Source organism: Flavihumibacter petaseus NBRC 106054 (assembly GCF_000974785.1).
Taxonomy (GTDB): Bacteria; Bacteroidota; Bacteroidia; order Chitinophagales; family Chitinophagaceae; genus Flavihumibacter; species Flavihumibacter petaseus.
On sequence record NZ_BBWV01000004.1, the window covers coordinates 62233 to 80834 of the forward strand.

Below are 18602 nucleotides of genomic sequence, written 5' to 3' on the forward strand. Positions count from 1 at the left end.
ACATATGAGAGTATTATTCTTTTTACTGATACTGATCTCCACCGGGAGCCTGTGTATGGCCCAGGTGGATTCCAATACGGTTGCGCTGCATAAGGATTCCCGCATCGATCTCCTGATCGCCAAGCAAACGGAGGTGAATGAATTCACTACCCGCGAGTCGCGGCGCAATGTTCCCGGTTTCCGGATTCAGGTGATCAACACGACAGACCGGACGGCAGCGATCCAGGCAAAAACCAGGGTGTACCAGTTATACCCGGAATTAAAAGCCTACCTGCTTTATCAATCCCCTTATTTCCGGCTTCGCGTCGGCAACTTCATCAACCGGAAAGATGCCGAGAACTACCAGAGACAGCTGAGTAAGGAATTCAAGCAGAATGTTTTCATTGTAAATGACGTGGTAGAGGTAAATCCTGACAAGAGCGTGGAACAGCAGTAGCCTTTATCTTTGCTGCATGTCTGTTGAAGCCCGCATTAAGGAACTGGCCGCCGTACATGCTCCCCGATTTATTGATGTCCGCCGCCACCTGCACGCCCATCCCGAGCTGAGTTACCAGGAATTTGAGACCAGTGCTTACGTACAGGCACAGTTGCAATCCATGAATATTCCGTTCCGGATCATGGCAGGCACAGGTGTAGTGGGATTGCTGGAAGGCAAAGATCCGGGCAGCCGGGTAGTTGCACTCCGGGCCGATATGGACGCGCTGCCGATTGAGGAAGCCAATGACATTCCCTATAGATCCACCCGCCCGGGTATCATGCATGCCTGCGGTCATGACGTGCATACCAGCTGCCTGCTGGGCGCAGCGCAGATCCTGAGTGAGCTGCGGTCAGAATGGAGCGGAACGGTGAAACTGATCTTTCAGCCGGGTGAAGAAAAAAACCCCGGCGGTGCCAGCCTCCTGATCAAAGAAGGTGTATTGGAAAACCCCGCCCCTGCTTCTATATTCGGTCTCCATGTACACCCGCAGTTGCCCACCGGCCAGGTAAGCTTCCGGGGCGGAAAGGTGATGGCGAGTGCCGACGAATTGTATATAACGGTAAGGGGTAAGGGCGGACATGCGGCGGCACCACACTTAACCACCGATACTTTGCTGGTTGCTTCCCAGATCGTGGTTGCCCTGCAACAGGTCATCAGCCGCAACCGCGACCCTCACCAGCCTTCTGTTTTGTCGATCACATCGATCCAGGGCGGACATACCACCAATGTGATTCCTGCTGAAGTGAAAATGATGGGAACTTTCCGGGCAATGGATGAGGAATGGCGCTTCAAGGCCCATACGCTGATCCGAAATATCGTAGAAGGCATAGCCCATAGCCTGGGTGCTGAAGTTGACCTGCATATCGATGTCGGCTATCCTACAGTGTACAACAATGAACAACTGCATGTAAAAGCCAGGAAGCTGGCTATCGATTATATGGGCGCTCCGCATGTGGAAGAGACCGAACTGCGGATGGGCGCGGAAGATTTCGGTTATTATTCACAAAAGATCCCGGGTTGCTTTTTCCGGCTGGGTGTGATGAACGCCGGAAAGGGGATAACTTCCGGCGTGCATACACCTACTTTTAATATTGATGAGGATGCCATTCAGACAGGAATGGGAATGATGGCCTGGTTTGGCTCGATTGCCTGAACCAATCTGCTATTGGACCACGGCAGGTTTCAGCCTGCTGATAATCCGGTAAGGAGCATTTACCACCGTCATTTCTGAGATCGTACCACTTACTTCGCCTACTGTTGCTTTGGGATCAATTTCGACAGCTGACTCTCCCTCGAGGTTGAGTTGCAGCCCGGCTATTTCAGATTTGGACTGAATTTTCACTTTGCTGTTCCGGGCAGTCACTTTTACCTGTCCGTATTTTGCGATTGTTTCATGATCATACTCATTGCCCAGTACCAGCCCCGCATCATGCTGTAGCAAGATATCTGATGGCTTCTCCGGTGATAAAGAATCTACTGAAATCGTTAAACCATCAGCTACCAGCAGAGACACCAATGGCAGGTCAATGTCCATACTCACCCCTTCTCCATTGTCCACCTCCGGGGTTCCGGGCTTATGCTTCCACTCAAACACCAGTGTGTCGCCGGCGCGGTGAATATCCAGTGTATCGCCGGGTGCCTGGTAATACTGATAGTACTGGGGTTGTGCGGCATAACCAATATTACACGTTCCTTCCCGGTATGACTTTACCACGACATAGTTGGCCGGTTCCAGTTTGGTTACTTCTCTTTTGGGGTTATTAAAATTTTCGGTAGTGAAATTGTTGCTTTTGATCTTGCTGATAAAACCGGCCAGCATCATCAGCGGAACGAGCACGATGAACAGGACGAATCCGATCAGTATGCGGTTACTATTTTTCATGATTGGGAAAATTGTTGGTGTTTGAATTGATGGAATGCTTCGTCGAGATCACCGGGTTCGAGGCCCAGCATATGCATGACGCGGAAGAGTGCCGGTAATTCCTTCTGTGTGAATTCTGCTTTCCGGTACTGCCTCGCCAGCGCTTTGCCTTCTTCCGGAATGAAATAACCGATACCCCGTTTGTCGAAGATGATCTGTTGCTGCCGGAGATGTTCATAAGCGCGGGCAACAGTATTGGGATTGACTTCCAGCTGAACCGCCATCTCGCGGACGCTGGGGATCTTTTCATCCGTTCGGTATTCTCCCAGGAGGATCTTCTCACAGATGAAATCAACGATCTGGAGATAGATGGCCTGTCCGTTATTATTGAATTGCATGTTGCGGGATTTGTGGTTTAGATTTCTTTTTCTTTGAGGCGGAACCAGGCGATCACCCAGAAAACCGGTGCCCACATCCATTTGATCACCTCCAGGGAAACGTCCTTGAAAGTTTCGCCGTAACTGTAAATACGATACATGTCCGGCTGGTCAGGTATGTTATTCTGCACCACCCTGAAGCCTTCCCAATAGAATCCGGAAGGAAGCACTGCCTTATGGACCTTAACCATCACAAATATGTAAAGGCCGATAAAAACTACTCCCACAATGATCGTCTTGATATAGGCAAATCGTTTGAAATACACCGAGCCGAGCAGGAATAAAGCCTGAACGGCAAGAAATCCCATCAGGAGGTAAGGGATGACCTTTGGAGCCGGACCATCCTCTCGCAGCGGTACCAGCCGGAGGGATGGATCTGTTGTCATTTTGTAGCGAACCCAGGCAAAAGCTGCCCATTTCACGAGGTAAAAACAGGCCGTATATACTGCAAAAAAAGCTACGGTTGTAAACAGGATAACCGTAACGAGTTTTTCTGCATGCGTTGCCGGGAGGGAGAGCAGGTATTGCCCCTTCTCTTTTTCTGCAAATGCCTGGAAAGCGATGCTGGCATAAATACAACCGATGAGGTAAAGTCCCACGAAATATATGACGACTGTCTCTTCCTCTCTGTAGTTGGTATGGCTGATGGAAATCCAGAAAATAATAAATGTAAGCAGGATCACGGCCAGCAGGGCGAGGGTGGCGAGACCGTAGAAGCGGTTATTTTCCAGCCACTGCTTGCGCAGGAGCAAGGAAAGTCTTTTAAAGCTGAAAGCATTGTTCATATGAAATGGTTTTGGGCGGTCTATTTAAAGATGGACTGCATTTTTTCCTGGTTGGTCACGATGGCCTTATACAACATTTCCAGGTCGATATTGCCATCACCGTCTTCCGGGTTCGAAGTAATGATGGCATTACCCTTGAGGGAAGTTTCACGGTAAATGGCATTCCGGATCTCATCGCTGTCGAACGAGATCTTGAACTGGAGGCGGTTGATGATCCGGTCTACGGTCTGATCGAAGAGGATATTTCCTTCATCGATGATGGTGATCCGGTCGATCAGGTTCTCAAGATCTTTCACCTGGTGGGTACTGATCAGGATGCACTTCTCCGGCGAGACAGCGCCTGCCATCACCTTGCGGAACTGGCTCTTGCTCATGATATCCAGCCCGTTGGTGGGTTCATCCATCAGCAGGATCGGCGTATTGCAGGCGAGTCCGAAACTGATCAGCGTCTTCTTTTTCTGACCGTAACTCATTTCCTGGAGGAGTTGTGTCTCCGGAATGGCAAATTCCTTCAGGTAGTTTTTAAACTGGTGATGATCGAACCGCGGATAGAAAGCAGCATTGCATTCCACGAAGCGCGGGATGGAAATATTGGGAAAATAGAATTCTTCGGGCACCATAAAAACCTGCTGGAGGAATTGGGGTTCCCTTTTTCCGGGGGTAAAGCCGGCGACCTGCAAAGCGCCCTTCCGGGGGAAGAGGAGCCCGGCAATACAGCGGAGCAGGGTGGACTTACCCGTGCCGTTCTTGCCCAGCAACCCGTAGATATGTCCCGGCACCAGGTCAAGGTGCAGTCCCTTGAACACCGGGCGGGAGCCGTAGCTGTAGTGGAGATTGGTGATCTGGATCATACTGTTGTTTTAGTGTACTATCGTACTAGTACAGTACAAACATACAGCATTATCCGATCCCTCCAAATTTATTTGGTTTCTCCTTTCCGTAATTTGCACCCCTATGAGTAAAGAGACCAGAAAGTCGCAGGCCCTCGAGTACCATGCCAAGGGCAGACCTGGAAAAATTGAAGTAGTACCCACCAAAGAAGCAAAAACCCAGCGGGACCTCTCTCTCGCTTATAGTCCCGGTGTTGCGGAACCCTGTAAAGAAATAGCCTTAAATACAGAAAATGTTTATCAATATACGGCCAAGGGAAATCTCGTGGCCGTAATCAGCAATGGCACTGCGGTGCTGGGGCTGGGCGATATCGGCCCCGAAGCCAGCAAGCCGGTGATGGAGGGAAAAGGTGTTCTGTTCAAGATTTTTGCTGATATCGATGTATTTGATATTGAGGTGAATGAAAAAGACCCGGTAAAATTTGTAGAGATCGTCAAGGCACTGGAGCCGACATTCGGCGGCATTAACCTGGAAGACATCAAGGCGCCGGAATGTTTTTATATTGAAGATCAGCTGAAAAAGCAGCTGAATATTCCGGTGATGCATGACGATCAGCACGGTACGGCTATTATCAGCGCGGCGGCCCTGTTGAATGCCCTTGAATTGCAGAAGAAAAAGATCGACAAGGTCCGTTTTGTCGTAAATGGCGCAGGTGCTGCTGCCATGGCCTGTGTGCGGTTATATGTGGAACTGGGTGCAAAACATGAAAATTTCACCCTGTTTGATAAAGATGGCGTACTCCACAAGGGCCGCACAGACCTGGGCGATAAAATGCCCTTCGCTGTAAAGCAGGCGGATGCCACCCTCGAAAAGGCCATGAAGGATGCCGACGTGTTCCTCGGGCTGAGTGTCGGAAATGTGCTGACGGCAGAAATGGTTCAGTCGATGGCCCGGAACCCGATCGTTTTCGCCATGGCCAATCCCGACCCGGAAATTGCCTACGAAACGGCTGTTGCCGCCAGGAAAGATATTATCATGGCAACCGGCCGGAGTGATTACCCCAACCAGGTAAACAATGTACTGGGCTTCCCCTTTATTTTCCGCGGCGCACTGGATGTCCGTGCCCGGCAGATCAACGAAGAGATGAAGCTGGCAGCCGTGCGGGCGCTGGCAGATCTTGCCAAAACACCGGTTCCCGATATCGTGAACCTGGCCTATAACGAAAAGAATATTGTCTTCGGTCCTACCTATATCATCCCCAAACCGCTGGATCCGCGCCTGTTATCAACGGTGGCCCCTGCGGTGGCCAAGGCAGCGATGGACAGCGGCGTGGCAACGGTTCAGATCAAGGACTGGAATGCATATTCAGTAGAGCTCAATAAAAGGCTTGGCCTGGATAACCAGCTGATGCGTGTCATCGGAAACCTTGCCAGGAAAGATCCGAAGCGCGTGGTATTTGCCGAGGCAGATAACCTTAAAATCCTGAAAGCAGCGCAGATAGCCTTTGAAGAAGGGATCGCTTATCCCATCCTCCTGGGTGACGAAAAGAAGATCCGCGAGATCGCCTTACGGAACCAGATCGAACTGGACGGTCTACCGATCATCGATCCCCGCAGCGACGACCAGGAGGAAAAAAGGAAGGCGTACGGCCAGATCTTCTTCCAGAAGCGTCAGCGGAAGGGTATCAATAAATATGAAGCGTTTAAGATCATGCGCGACCGTAACTACTACGGCTGCATGATGGTGGAGACCGGCGATGCCGATGCCATGATCTCCGGGCTGACGCGGAACTATGACGAAACGATCCGGCCTGCCATCCAGGTAATCGGTACAGAAGATGGCGTGAAAAAGATCGCCGGCATGTACCTGCTGCTCACGAAAAAGGGGCCGTTGTTCCTTGCCGACACAACTGTCAATTTCAACCCCACTGCCGAAGAACTGGCGGAGATCACCCTGATGGTGGCGAAGGAAGTGAGGAATTTCAACCTCACGCCGAGAATCGCGATGCTGAGTTATTCGAATTTCGGAAGCAGTGCTTCACCTGAAGCGAAGCTGGTGGCGGAAGCCCGCCGCATCGTGAAAGAGCGGAACCCATCGCTGATCGTGGATGGTGAAATGCAGGCCAGTATTGCTTTCGACAAAAAGATCCTGAAAGAGAACTATCCTTTCAGTGAGCTGGTTGACCAGGATGTGAATACCCTGATCTTCCCGAACCTGGCAGCCGGAAACGTGGCCTATAATTTATTGAAGGAAGTTGGTGGTGCCGATGCGATCGGTCCCATCCTGCTGGGCATCAAGAAGCCGGTGCATGTATTGCAGCTGGGCAGCAGCGTTAGGAGCATCTATAATATGGCCCTGGTTGCTGTGATCGATGCACAGATCAAGTGCAATAAAATTCCGACGGCTGAGATTGTGGGAAAGAGCAAGTGGTGGAAAAAGTTCAGGAAAGTGTCCAGGGATATGTAATTTGTATTTAGGAAGCCAATCATAACTGAAGCCAGCGTTCTTATGAAATTTGTAACGGAGTTCGGTCGCTATATCCTGATGCTAAAAGGCATGTTCTCCAAGCCGGAGAACCGCAAAGTTTACTGGAAGGAGTTTATGCACCAGTGCAATGATATCGGCATTGGTTCACTGGGCATCGTGGTGATCATTTCGGTTTTCATGGGTGCGGTGTCAACGCTGCAGACAGCCTACCAGTTGGTAAGTCCGCTGATCCCGAAATCGTCCATTGCCCAGATCGTGCGGGATACCGTTTTGCTGGAATTCGCCCCCACCCTGGTGTGTATTGTACTGGCGGGTGTGGTGGGCAGCCGGATCGCCAGTGAGCTCGGCAATATGCGGGTGAGCGAACAGATTGATGCCCTGGAGATCATGGGCATCAATACCAAGACCTACCTTGTAGCGCCCAAGATACTGGCGGCGCTGCTGGTGATCCCCATGCTGGTGGTCATCTCGGCGGGACTGGGCATCTGGGGCGGCCGCCTGGCCGGGCAGGCAGCAGGCATCCTGTCAACTTCAGACTATGACAAGGGTTTGCTGCAAAGCTTTTTACCTTATAATGTATTTTTTGCGATGGTGAAGGCATATGTATTCGCGTTTATCATCTCGAGTGTGCCGGCATTTTACGGATATCATGTGGAAGGCGGTGCGCTGGAGATCGGCAGGGCGAGTACCAAGTCGGTGGTGGTGAGCTGTGTGCTGATCCTCTTTGCGGACTATGTGCTTGCGGCGATACTGTTGTAGACAGGGCCCGCGGAGCGTGTTTTTGTTTCCTGCTGTTTTGTTTTGTTCTTCCCGCTGCGCGGGAAGTTTCACGCAAAGACGCGAAGGTGCAAAGGCGCAAAGATTAGGTGAATTTAGGTGGTAGCGAAGTTACCTATAAGTGGGGTAAGTATATTATTGAATTGGTTTAAAGTTTTTACAGGAAGTTGGGGCAGGCCAGGATTACGCATTTTGGTTACTGACTTCAGAAGCTGGCAATGACGATGAATACTGTCAAATAAATACCAAAATACTACTTTGCGCCGTTGCACCTTTGCGTGCTTTGCGCGAAACCGAAGCATAGCGTGAAAGGCGCGCAGCGCCTAAAAAAAGAACCATGATCGAAGTAAAAAACATCAAGAAAGGATTTGGCGATAAGCTCGTGATCAATGATGTCAGTGCCGTGATGGATGACGGCAAGTGCAACCTGATCATCGGTTCTTCCGGAAGCGGTAAAACCGTGTTTATGAAATGCCTGGTGGGGCTATTCAGGCCTGATGCCGGACAAATCCTTTACAATGGTGAAGATTTCACAGCCATGTCGGAAGAGCAGCGCAAGGAAGTTCGTAAGGAGATCGGCATGCTGTTCCAGGGGTCAGCACTTTTTGACAGCCTGACCGTGGAGCAGAATATTCAGTTTCCCCTGAATATGTTCACCGACTGGAGTCCTGCTGAGAAAAGAAAACGGGTGAATGAAGTGTTGGAAAGGGTGGAACTAAAGGATGCCAACAAGAAATTCCCGTCAGAGATCAGTGGTGGTATGAAAAAACGGGTGGGTATTGCCCGGGCGGTGGTGTTGAATCCCAAGTACCTGTTCTGCGATGAACCGAACAGTGGCCTGGATCCGCAGACCTCGCTGGTAATCGATAAACTCATTAAGGAGCTTACCGTAGAATATAAGATCACCACCGTGATTAATACCCATGACATGAACAGTGTAATGGAGATCGGTGACAAGATTATTTATATGTATAAGGGAGAAAAAGAGTGGGAAGGAAATAATAAGGAAATCATTTTCTCCAAAAACCAGCGGTTAAATGAATTTATTTTCGCTTCCGAGTTCCTCCGGGATGCCAAGGATATGCGCATGCTGGAGCAGGCCGGGAAGATTGACAATAACCGAAATATGGATGATCTGATCAAATAATTTCCATTAGTTTTGCCCCCGATCCAAAACCAAGTCAAATGAGTGTTTTAATCAATAAGGATTCCAAAATTATTGTTCAGGGTTTTACTGGTACTGAAGGTACATTCCATGCTACCCAGATGATCGACTACGGCTCCAACGTTGTAGGTGGTGTTACTCCCGGTAAGGGCGGCACCAAACACCTTGACCGCCCGGTGTTCAATACCGTGGCCGAGGCTGTTAAAGCAACCGGGGCGAATGTTTCCATCATTTTTGTACCCCCTGCATTTGCTGCTGACGCGGTAATGGAAGCGGGAGATGCCGGTGTAGCACTGGTTGTCTGCATTACTGAGAACATCCCTGTTCAGGATATGGTGAAGGCCAAACACTACCTGGCTGGTAAAAACACCCGCCTGATCGGGCCAAACTGTCCGGGTGTGATCAGCGCCGGCGAATGCAAAGTAGGCATTATGCCCAGCGCGCCTTTCAAAAAAGGCAAGATTGGTATCGTTTCTAAAAGTGGTACGCTCACTTATGAAGCTGCGGATCAGCTGGACAAAGCCGGACTGGGTGTTTCTACCGCAATCGGTATCGGTGGCGATCCGATCATCGGAACTACCACCAAGGAAGCCGTTGAACTGCTGATGGGCGACAAAGACACGGAGGCCATCATCATGATCGGTGAGATCGGCGGATCTATGGAAGCGGATGCAGCCCGCTGGATCAAGGAAAATGCCACCAAACCTGTAGTGGGCTTCATCGCCGGACAAACAGCGCCTCCCGGCCGTCGTATGGGACATGCCGGTGCAATTGTAGGTGGTGCAGATGATACTGCTGCTGCCAAAATGCGGATCATGGCCGAGTGCGGCATCAATGTGGTGCAAAGCCCGGCGGATATCGGCAAGCGTATGGCCGAAACGCTGAAGAAAGCGTAAGCAAACTAGTTGAGAAGATATATCGAACAGCCGCCTCCGCAGAGGTGGCTGTTTGCGTTGAGGGATAGAAGAAGGTTTGACTTTGCCTGCCGACCGTGTCTGCCGAAGCGCAGCGGAGGCAGAAGCTTTAGCGTAGGCAGGGGTTTGAAGTTACTCAGAGCCGGGCTTTGTTTTTCTGATGACAGCACCGCTGCTGGTTTGGGCAGATTGCTGCTTTAAGAAATTGTTGGCATTTCATTGGCGGAGTGAAATATGTAATCGGGCGATGCAACGCATCCTCCTCCGGGGTTTTCAATAACTTGAATTAAAATCGATCACATGCGGTTTCTTGGAATGTTTTTACTGGTTATGGCGTCTAACCTGATCTGGGCACAAACGATGAAAAAAACGGATTACGACAGGTGGTGGAAAAAGATTGATGACATGGTGCATGAAAAAGGCCAGTTCCGGAGTGCACTGACTGAAGTCAACAAACTTTTTAATACAGCCAGGACGGAGAAAAAGGAAGACCAGCAGGTGAAAGCGCTGATCTACCGGCTTCAGATCACTTCGGTAGTGGAAGAGGGTGGTGACACTACCACTATCCGCACCCTTCAGAAGGAAGCAGCGGTGGAAACAGGTGTAACCGGCAATATTTACAATAGTCTCCTCGGAGATGCCTATCGCCAGTTTTACAACGAACATCGATGGGATTTGAACAAGAAGGATCGCATATCGGGAGCTTCAAAAAGCGACTTTCTGCAATGGGGGCCGGATGAGTTCCACCAGGCTATCCGGGAACAATACCTGCGTTCACTTTCCAATCCCTTGTTATTGCAAAAAACCAAAGTCAGCGATTATAGTGCTATCATTATTAGGGGAAACACCCCCGGCCTCCGCCCCACGCTTTACGACCTGGTTGCATGGCATGCTATGGAATATTTCCAGCAGGAATTTTATGAGGTCAGGCGTAACACTGCCGGATATTCGCCGGATAACCCGGCGCTGATGGCACCAGCGGACCAGTTCATTTCGATTTCCCTGCAACCGGCAGATAGCGCCAGCAATCATTGGCAGGCGCTTCGGCTTTTTCAGCAACTATTAGCCTTTCATCTGAAATCTGGCAATGCAGATGCATTGGCCGACGCAGACCTGCTTCGGTTGAAATTTGTTCGTGACAATGCTGTATTCCAGGACAAGGATGCCCAATACCGGCAGGCGCTATCGGCGTTTGCGACTGCAACGCATTCGAAAAAGGGAAAAGCGTCTGCTCAATACCAGCTTGCAGAACATTACAATCAGACCGCACCGGTTGACAAAGCAAAAGCAGTCGATCTGTTAAACGAAATCATCAATACTGCAGAAACAGGTGATCGTGATCGAAAGCTTGCAGAGAACCTGTTGCAGGTAATAAGGCGACCTGTGCTCTCCTTCCAGGCAGCCCAGGTAAACCTACCCGGCCAGCCATTCCTGACTTTGCTGGAATACGCGAACTCTACGAACAGCTACTGGCGTGTCTACCCTGCTGCCAACCGTTTACTGAAAGAACTCATCGACGACCGGGATGCATTTGATTCTGCAAGCTGGGCAGCCATTCAGCAAAGCAAGCCGGTAAAACAGTGGTCACAGCTACTGCCTGCAACAAACGATTACCTGAATCACCGCGTCGAACTGAAAATAGATGCCTTGCCGGTGGGTACCTACCTGGTAATGGTTTCCAATGATGCTGATTTCAGGAAAGGAAAGTCATTTCTCGCCGCGCAGATCGTTCATGTATCTGCCATCAGTTTTGTGCAGAAAGGTGCAGACCTTTTTGTACTGGATCGTGACAATGGCAAACCGCTGGCAGATGCAAACGTCACGTTCATGCAATCAAAATATGATTACGACAGCAGAAAATACAAGGCTGCGTTCACGAAGTCTCTTCTGACCGACAAGAACGGCTATATCGATCTCGGCAGGAACTTACCCAGTGACCGGGTAGAGTCGACCAATTTCAAACTGGACATCAAATACCAGGATGACCGGCTTTACATTTTTGAGAACAACCGTTTATACTATAGCCGACCCGGGAAAGACGACGACGATAGGGCTTTGGAAGACGAAGCGAAAAATGCAAAGTCATGGTTCTTCCTGGATCGATCTATTTATCGTCCCGGCCAGATTCTTCATTTCAAAGTGGTAATGACGACCCTGGATGCAAAAACAGGAAAAAACAAATTGTATGCGGGTCAGAAGGAATTGATCAATCTTTTTAATGTCAATGGCGAAAAGATCGACTCGCTGGAATTGACATCAAACGACTATGGTTCGTTCAGTGGCCAGTTCACCCTTCCGCCAGGGGGACTTAACGGATCCTTCCGGCTGCAGGCCAGGCATTCGGCAGGCAGCCAATATTTCCGGGTTGAAGAATACAAGCGGCCAAAATTTGAAGTAACACTGGAGAAACCGGCAATTGACTTCCGGCTGATGGACGCTGTAAAGATTTCTGGGCTGGCGAAAGCCTATGCCGGCAATGCGATCAACAACACGAATTTCAAATTCAGGGTAACCCGGCAGGGACAGAGAATTCATTCCAGGAAAATATGGCCACCGCTGTCCTCCGGCGAAACTGAAATTGCACAGGGAACCGGTCAGACCGACGCCAACGGCAATTTCGTGGTTGATTTTACCGCTACACCTGATCCCAGGATCAGCAGGGAGCACAGGCCGGTTTTCGACTATACCATTACGGTAGATGTCACCGATGCCAATGGCGAAACCCATTCTGCTACCCTGACGCTCCCGATCGCCTACCAGGCGATCAAGCTCACCATTGCAGATCTGCCGCAACTCATGGAACCCGCAAAGTTGCAGACTGTGGAAGTTATCAGTACCAATAGTGCAGGAAGAGAAGTGCCCGCGAAAGTGACCTTGCAAATGGCGCCGCTTGAAGCGCCGCAAAGATTGATACGTCCGCGCTTATGGGAGGTACCGGATGTGTATGCTTATGATGAAAAGACCTTCCTTGAATATTTTCCGAACGATGAATACCGGAATGAATCATCGTACAATACCTGGAAACCCGGGCAGCCGGTGATCCAGGTAACAGACAGTGCCAACCGGGAGAACGGAATACCGATCAACTGGAAAAAACCACAGCCGGGCTGGTACATCATCACTGCAACGGCGGTAGACCGCTACGGCGATACCGTTACGGCAGAACAAACCATGTTACTGATCGACCGAAAATCACGCACCCCTCCTGCACCGGCATATGTTCAGTTTCTTTTTTCGCAGCTGTCCGGAAAACCGGGAGATAATCTTACCTACACTTTCAGCAGTTCAGTCAGTAATCTCTTTGTTATTACCCAGCATAACAACAATTCTTATCTGGCACACTTCCAAAAAGGGGAAAGGAGTAAACCATCGTTCCAGTTCCTGAATGTTGAATCCGGGTATGCTACCGGATCGCTTTCCCTTACAGAAGCTGACCAGGGAGGAATGAGTATGGATTACCTCTTTGTGCAGCACAACCGTGTCTTTACCAGCAATATTTACATTCGTGTACCCTGGCAGGACAAAGAACTGGATGTGCGATTTGAGACATTCAGAGACAAGACACTTCCTGGTAGTAAAGAAACCTGGACAGTTCATGTTGGCGGCGGTAAAAGCGCACCTGCTGCAGCTGAACTGCTGACCAGTATGTATGATCAGTCGCTTGACCAGTTTGTTCCACACCAATGGACGACGCCGGAGATCTGGCCAATCTATATGTACAACTATAATCACCGGTGGAACGCTACAGGTGCATTTAGCCTGGGAGCGGTGACGACCAATCTGCCTCCATTCAATTATACTGATATCCCGGAACTGGACTATGACCGGCTGATCGCCTTCGATGCGATGGTTTTTCCTGGTGCAACCGGATACTTCACCAGGAGACAGGCAAGATCACTTTCCTATAGTGTAACAACTGTAAAGGATGAATCAATAGTAATGTCACTGAAGTCAAAGAAAAAGTCATCAGCTCCTGCTGCAGCTCCCAGTGAGGACGCAGACTCGGTTCAGGATATAGGTTCAGGCTTATCCAATGTTAATATTTCCCCCAGGCCGGAAAAGGGAATTGAAGCTATTGTGCCCAGGACAGATTTCCGGGAAACCGCTTTCTTCTTCCCTCAATTGAAGGCTGACGACAAGGGTAATTACAGTTTCAGCTTTACGACGCCGGAGGCGCTGACCAGCTGGAAGTGGCAGGTATTTGCACACAATAAGGATCTGGCATTCGGCTATGGATCAAAGACCACCATTACCCAGAAAGAACTTATGGTGCAACCCAATCTGCCCAGGTTCCTGCGGGAAGGCGACAAGATGGAGATCGCGACCAAGGTCGTGAATATAAGTGATAAGGAAATCACCGGGCAGGCAGAGTTGCAGCTGATCGATCCGGCAACCGGCGATCCGGTAGATGGCTGGTTCCGCAATTTCTTCCCGAACCAATATTTTACCGTAGCTGCGGGAAGCAGTGAGTCTGTCAAATTTCCTATTGAAGTTCCCTACCTGTACGACAAGGCATTGACCTGGCGGATCATCGCCCGTGCGGGAGATAATAGCGACGGGGAGTCAGCTACCCTGCCTGTATTGAGCAGCCGCGAACTGGTGACCGAATCAAAAACATTCTCCTTCAACAAGAGTGGCACCAAAACAATGGAATTCCCGGAACTGTTGGAGTCGGGCACCAATGAGACACTGAGCACCAGATTTCTGACAGTGGAATTTACGTCACAACCTGCCTGGTATGTGGTGCAGGCGCTTCCCTATCTGGCCGAATATCCTTACGAATGCGTGGAGCAAACATTCAACCGGTTATACGCCAATCTCCTGGCGGCACATATTCTCCGGAAAATGCCGCGCATCAAGACCATTTTCGAACAGTGGCAATCGGCTGATACCGCGGCACTGCTGAGCAACCTGCAGAAGAATCCGGAACTGAAGCAGGCGCTTCTTGAGGAAACACCCTGGGTTTTTACAGCAAAGAGCGAAACGGAACAAAAGAAAAAGATCGCAGCGCTGTTTGACCTGGTGCAACTCGGCAAGACCACGGCATCACAGGCAGCGAAGCTGAAGGAAATGCAATCACCGAACGGCGGTTTCAGCTGGTTCAAAGGTGGTCCGGATGATCGCTATATGACGCAATATATTGTTACAGGTATCGGTAAGTTGCAACAACTTGGCGCAATTCCGGAAAACCTTAAGGTGCTCAACGAGATCGTGCAACTGGCTGTTCCTTACCTTGATGCGCGCATTGTTGAGGATTATAATAAACGTGATAAGAATCCAAAGGCGCCAGTGCTGAACAACTACGCCGCGCAGTACCTGTACATGCGTAGTTTCTTCCAGAAAATGCCACTAACAACCGCTACACAACCAGCAGTTACCTGGTTCAGGAAACAGCTGCAGTCCAACTGGATTCAGGGCAGCAGGATGATCCGGGGGATGATCGCGCTAAGCTTATTTAAATCCGGTGACAAACAAACAGCATCACAAATTCTGCGGTCCCTGTCAGAAAGCGCAGTGCGGAATGATGAACTGGGTATGTACTGGAAAGAATCCGGCCCACGGTACTATTGGCGGAATGCGCCCACTGAGACACAGTCGCTGATGATCGAGACTTTCCAGACCCTGGGTGCCAAACCTGCTGAAGTTGCTGCACTTAAAACCTGGCTGCTAAAGAATAAACAGACGCAACACTGGGCTTCCACAAAGGCAACTGCGGATGCCTGCTATGCATTGCTACTGCAGGGTGACAACTGGCTGGAGAACGGTCCGAAGATCACTGTCGACCTCGGCACGGTTACTTCTGTAAGTTCATCAAAAGAAGAGGCCGGAACCGGGTATTACCAGAAAGTGATTCCGGGCACAGCAGTACATCCTGAGATGGGTAAGATTACTGTTAAGGCAGATTATCCGGTCAGCGCGCCTTCTTCAACACCGGTATGGGGCGCGGTATACTGGCAGTATTTTGAACAGATGGACAAGATCAAACCATCGGCTTCACCATTGACACTGAAAAAGCAGGTGTTTATAGAAAGGCAATCAGACAAAGGACCCGTGCTCGAACCAGTTGCCGATGGCACACTTCTACAGGTTGGCGATAAGATCCGTGTGCGGCTATCCATCAGTAGCGACCGTGAAATGGAATACGTTCATATCAAGGATTTGCGAGCCAGTTGCCTCGAACCGGTGAATGTACTGAGCGGCTACCATTGGGACGGCGGGCTCGGTTACTACCAGAGTACGAGGGATGCCAGCATGAACTTCTTTGTTGGTTACCTGCCAAAAGGAACCTATACCCTGGAATATGCACTATTTGTAGGCCAGGCCGGGCAATTCAATAACGGCATTGCCAAAGCGCAGTGCATGTATGCCCCCGAATTCACCAGCAATACCAATGCAATCCAGCTCAGAGTTGAGTAAGACTGAAGTCCTGTAACACGAAGCCTTCAGAAAAACAGAACCGCCGCCTGGAATCAGGCGGCGGTTCTGTTTTAATCAGCAATGAATAGTTTCAAGAATCCGGTTATTAATTCACTTCCAGTGCGTCCTTGCCGGGCAGGTTGGGATAGGTGCCATGGGGCTCGCGCTGGTACCAGTAGGCGACGGTAATAATGTCGGAATGTTGGGCCAGGTAGCGGCCGCCGCTATGCCATCCCAGGTCCTGGATGGTTACTTTAAGGTCGCCGTCGAAACGGATGGGATCCATGATATGCCAGCGATACATACCAAAGCGGTGTTGCGAACGATAGAGGCCGTCGGGACGGGACACCTGGTGCAATCCCGCGTAAGCGGTGGAAAACTCCTGGTATTCGTGCGTTTTCTGATTTTCGAAATTGTAGGAGCCGCAGAAATAGTCTTCAGTACCCGTTCCCACGATAGTGGCGTATTCCTTGTCACCATCCATATAAAATTTGATCTCCCCTTCTCCCCACCAGCCATTATTGGTAACACCAACGCCCATATAGGTGCCTACATACTGTCCTTTCCCTTTGATGCCGTCAATGATCGTATGTACACTGCCGTTACCCGGGGAAGAGCGGCGATACTGCGCATGGAAATAGCCTTCATCCTCGCCTACATCAGTCAGCGTATAGTTTACCTGGTAATACAACCGCATCGGTTCCAGGTCGTTGATATTTTCCATGGTTATGCGGCATTTTTTGCGGAATGGCATCTTCCAGTAACAGTTGAATGCACTGCCCGGATTTACGGTAACAGCGAGGCTGTTCATGTGCGCATATTCGCCCCATCCCATCCCGAAAAATGCACCTACGGGTGCTTCTATGGAAGGCGTCTTCTCGTCATCCCAGTAAAAACGGATGATGCTGAAATTCCAGTTGCCGGTTGGCGTCATCCAGATCTGCTGAATGGCTCCCGGCCCTTCCATTTCAGCAATGGTAATCGTCTCTTTCGGATTGATGATGATAAAAGGATTGATCTTCCAGCCTGTTCCGAGGTCACGTGCCTGTTCCGCTGCGTTGGCGACATTCCGCTTGCCTTTGTCTTTGACATCTGCCATACCTCCTTTTCCTTTCGCACCGGAAAAATTTTCCGGGCTGATCGACCTGGTTTTAGCATCTGACAATCTTGAAAGGTTGCCCATGTTCATATCGAGGCCATTGAATTTCTGCTGGGCAGAACAGAGACCCGCCCATACCAGCAGCAGGGAAAGCAAGCAAGTTTTACGCATAAAGGTCTTTTTTACAGTTATGATGCAGAAAACTAGCCTAAAGAGGCAATCCCGCAAAATCAAATTTGTCACTTAATTTTCCGCCTGTGAAAATCGAGACACTGATCATCGGGCAGGGCCTCAGCGGTACCTGGCTGTCTTACTGGCTGAGGCAACAGGGCCATTCCTTTTTGGTGATTGACAGGGAGCAACCGCAAAGTCCCTCACGCATCGCTTCGGGCGTGATCAATCCCGTCACGGGGCGCGTGCTGGCCAAAACCTGGATGGCTGAGCAGCTGCTTCCTTTTGCGTTGGACAGTTACACTGCTATCGGCAACCAGTTAAACTTCCCCTGCATCAACAGCTCGGAAATCCTCCATTGCTTCCCCACCTTGCAGATGGCCGAAAGTTTCCAAAAGCGGCTTCCTGAATTGCCTGAATACCTCGGCCTCGTGCCCAACGAAACGGCGTGGCAGCCCTATTTTTCTTTTTATCATGGCCTCGGCAGTATTCATCCTGCATTGCTGATCGACCTGAATGGCCTGTTGCATCGGTGGCGGCAATTATTGAAGCAGGAAGGAATATTGCAGGAGGACATTTTCAAAGAAGATGCGTTGGAATGGATTCCCGGCGGGGTGCGTTATGAAGGCATCGAAGCAAAGCAGATCGTTTTCTGCAATGGGGTATCGGCCATGGATTACCGTTATTTCGACAGGCTCCCCTTTGCACCCAACAAGGGAGAAGCGTTACTGCTGGAAGTGGAAGGACTGCCCTCCGGCCGGATCTATAAAAAAGGCATCAGTCTCGTTCCTTTTCCCCATTACCAGGAAACGGGCAATGAAAAATATTTCTGGGCAGGCTCTACCTACGACAACCGCTTTACAGACCCGATGCCCGGCGCAGCTTTCCGGGAAAAGACCCTGGCGCAACTGAGAGACTGGCTGAAAGTGCCCTTCACGCTGGTTGATCACTGGGCAGGCATCCGGCCCGCAACAATCGACCGCCGGCCGTTCGTGGGAAAACATCCTCACCGCGATTCGCTTTATATGCTGGATGGGATGGGAACAAAGGGTTGCTCCCTTGCGCCCTGGTTCGGCCGGCAGCTGGCAGCAATATTAAGCGGCAGTGCTGAAAGCCAACCTGTCCAGCCTGAAGCAGATCTGTCCCGGTTTTCGAGACTGCTGGCCTGAAAAAAAATTAT

At 50.3% G+C, this 18602-nt stretch carries 13 protein-coding genes; 8 read left to right on the top strand and 5 right to left on the bottom strand.

Features of this window, described 5'->3' with window-relative positions; translation table 11 throughout:
* Positions 1-4 precede the first annotated feature (4 nt).
* Positions 5-436, top strand: a complete 432-nt coding sequence (locus FPE01S_RS19660) for an SPOR domain-containing protein (protein ID WP_052956047.1) — start codon at positions 5-7, stop codon at positions 434-436.
* Positions 437-452: 16 nt separating this feature from the next.
* Entirely contained in the window at positions 453-1631 is a 1179-nt protein-coding gene (locus tag FPE01S_RS19665) for a M20 metallopeptidase family protein (RefSeq protein WP_046370814.1), read from the top strand.
* A gap of 9 nt (positions 1632-1640) precedes the next feature.
* Here FPE01S_RS19665 and FPE01S_RS19670 read toward each other — a convergent pair whose 3' ends face one another.
* The 4 genes from FPE01S_RS19670 to FPE01S_RS19685 are packed head-to-tail and all read right to left on the bottom strand — an operon-like array spanning position 1641 to position 4412.
* Entirely contained in the window at positions 1641-2360 is a 720-nt protein-coding gene (locus FPE01S_RS19670; RefSeq protein WP_046370815.1) for a hypothetical protein, read from the bottom strand.
* Positions 2357-2737 (bottom strand): GntR family transcriptional regulator, encoded by a 381-nt coding sequence (locus FPE01S_RS19675; RefSeq protein ID WP_046371252.1) that lies wholly within the window; start codon positions 2735-2737, stop codon positions 2357-2359. Before FPE01S_RS19675 ends, FPE01S_RS19670 begins: the two co-directional genes overlap by 4 nt.
* A 17-nt stretch (positions 2738-2754) precedes the next feature.
* Positions 2755-3561, bottom strand: coding sequence for a hypothetical protein (locus FPE01S_RS19680; RefSeq protein ID WP_046370816.1), 807 nt, complete (start codon positions 3559-3561; stop codon positions 2755-2757).
* 20 nt (positions 3562-3581) lie between these two features.
* On the bottom strand, positions 3582-4412 hold the full coding sequence (locus tag FPE01S_RS19685) for an ABC transporter ATP-binding protein (protein ID WP_046370817.1): 831 nt from the start codon (positions 4410-4412) through the stop codon (positions 3582-3584).
* Positions 4413-4515: 103 nt separating this feature from the next.
* Between FPE01S_RS19685 and FPE01S_RS19690 the strand changes: the two genes are divergently transcribed.
* From FPE01S_RS19690 to FPE01S_RS19710, 5 genes are all read left to right on the top strand, one after another.
* Complete coding sequence (locus FPE01S_RS19690) at positions 4516-6858, top strand: NADP-dependent malic enzyme (protein WP_046370818.1); 2343 nt, start codon at positions 4516-4518, stop codon at positions 6856-6858.
* Positions 6859-6900: 42 nt separating this feature from the next.
* Positions 6901-7638 carry an MlaE family ABC transporter permease gene (locus FPE01S_RS19695; protein WP_046370819.1) on the top strand — a complete coding sequence of 246 codons (738 nt, stop codon included), beginning with the start codon at positions 6901-6903 and terminating at the stop codon, positions 7636-7638.
* A 355-nt stretch (positions 7639-7993) separates the two neighbouring features.
* Complete coding sequence (locus FPE01S_RS19700) at positions 7994-8803, top strand: ABC transporter ATP-binding protein (RefSeq protein ID WP_046370820.1); 810 nt, start codon at positions 7994-7996, stop codon at positions 8801-8803.
* 38 nt (positions 8804-8841) lie between these two features.
* On the top strand, positions 8842-9717 hold the full coding sequence (sucD, locus tag FPE01S_RS19705; protein WP_046370821.1) for a succinate--CoA ligase subunit alpha: 876 nt from the start codon (positions 8842-8844) through the stop codon (positions 9715-9717).
* A 318-nt stretch (positions 9718-10035) separates the two neighbouring features.
* The gene (locus tag FPE01S_RS19710) at positions 10036-16152 is read left to right on the top strand and encodes an alpha-2-macroglobulin family protein (protein WP_046370822.1); all 6117 of its coding nucleotides are present in this window, start codon (positions 10036-10038) and stop codon (positions 16150-16152) included.
* A 106-nt stretch (positions 16153-16258) separates the two neighbouring features.
* Here the strand turns inward: FPE01S_RS19710 and FPE01S_RS19715 are convergent, their stop codons facing one another.
* Complete coding sequence (locus FPE01S_RS19715) at positions 16259-17422, bottom strand: glycoside hydrolase family 172 protein (protein WP_046370823.1); 1164 nt, start codon at positions 17420-17422, stop codon at positions 16259-16261.
* Positions 17423-17508: 86 nt separating this feature from the next.
* On the opposite strand from FPE01S_RS19715, the gene FPE01S_RS19720 reads away from it, so the two are divergent.
* Positions 17509-18591: an NAD(P)/FAD-dependent oxidoreductase gene (locus tag FPE01S_RS19720; protein ID WP_046370824.1), complete on the top strand. Its 1083-nt coding sequence runs from the start codon at positions 17509-17511 to the stop codon at positions 18589-18591.
* Positions 18592-18602 lie beyond the last annotated feature (11 nt).